2 protein-coding genes are annotated in these 1,316 nt (G+C 56.5%); both read right to left on the bottom strand.

All coding sequences use genetic code 11. From position 1 onward, the window contains the following. On the bottom strand, window positions 1–764 hold a 764-nt coding region (locus RMSM_RS37305; protein WP_008702900.1), incomplete at its 3' end, for a M48 family metalloprotease. 359 nt (window positions 765–1,123) lie between these two features. Continuing rightward, window positions 1,124–1,316: hypothetical protein (locus RMSM_RS42975; protein WP_040769271.1), on the bottom strand; the 193-nt coding region annotated here is incomplete at its 5' end.

The raw sequence follows: 1,316 nt of genomic DNA, 5'->3' as shown, positions 1-1,316 counted from the left end.
TAGGATGCGGATGCATTGACGTTGCTGTCCACTTCGATGCGTTTCGGACGAGGGGCTTTGATCGCATCACAGATATGATCGACAAGCTCGAACAACACCGGTTCGCCCTCTCGCGTCACCGCTCGCGTGCGGCTAGGGCCAAATCCGACCAATGAAAAGAAGATTGGTTTGAGCATGAAAATGACCACAGTCACTCCCGCGATAATGGGTGAAACCATCGCTAGCCAAACAAAAATCATCACGCGGCCGCCGCGAACCCCCATACCTGACACTAGCTCGGGGAAGACATCGAAGGTGTAGTGGTAGACCATCCATGTCGAAGCGGCGACCAACGCGACGTAGGCCAGCGGCATCGCCATCATGAATACACTGAGCAGTCCCAATCCGGCACGATAGCCAAGGCTCGAGCGATGCATCGCGATCGGCTCGGCGAGTTGTCGTTGAATCTCGTTGCCTAAGTCGATATTCGCAGTCGGTTTGCCGCCTGCCCCATTCGCACCCGCGAATGGATTCGAGGCAACATTTGCCGCGGATGCGGGCAACGGAAACGCCGCCGGTTGTGACTCGGGATGTTGTGATGCGGGAACGATCGAGGTTGCCGCCGTGGCAGGCAACTGCAGATCGGCAAATAGATCGTCGTTGTCCAGTGCGGCGGGAAGGCTCGCCGCTGCGTTTGATGGCAACGACAAGTCGTCCCAATCAAAATCATCGCTCGAACGAGTTGGGGGCGGTCCTTGCTGTTGTTTCCCAGTGGCCTGTGGCATCGTCGCTGGAATCGGCGATCCAGCAGACTGTGGGGGATCTGGGGCGGCGGTTGCAACACGTCGCTGCGGCACCGTTTCCGGCGGAACCGTCGACTGCGGACTCGTTTTTTTTGATTGGGAGCTGGCTGAAGCGGCCGGAATGCGGAACGCCGTTTTACAAGCGGGACAACGAACGGTTTTCCCACGCACTGTTTGCGGAACTCTTAATACCTTCTCACACGAAGGACACTTCAATCTAAAGTTTAGATCCGCCACAAGGATATTCTTTCGCAATAGGGCCATCGCCATATCAACGCCCGGATGTTAGCCGAGCTGCACCGCCGCTCCATCATAAATGCTCCAGAGACTGCCGACTATGGCTACAGCCCATCGCCACGATCCATGGCGGTTGTTAGTCCCGACGGGACGACACGATGTAGCCACGGGCGTGAGCCCAATGCCATCAACTTTGGCAACCATTGGGGGATGCTCAAGTAGTGGGATTCGCCAGAATTCCCATCTTTGCTGTTGAAAAACCAGGAACTCTGGCGAGTCCCGCTACGAAAGTAGATG

This window comes from Rhodopirellula maiorica SM1, from assembly GCF_000346295.1.
GTDB lineage: Bacteria > Planctomycetota > Planctomycetia > Pirellulales > Pirellulaceae > Novipirellula > Novipirellula maiorica.
The sequence above is the reverse complement of the archived record's forward strand: the minus strand, read 5'-3'. Positions and strand labels throughout refer to the sequence as shown.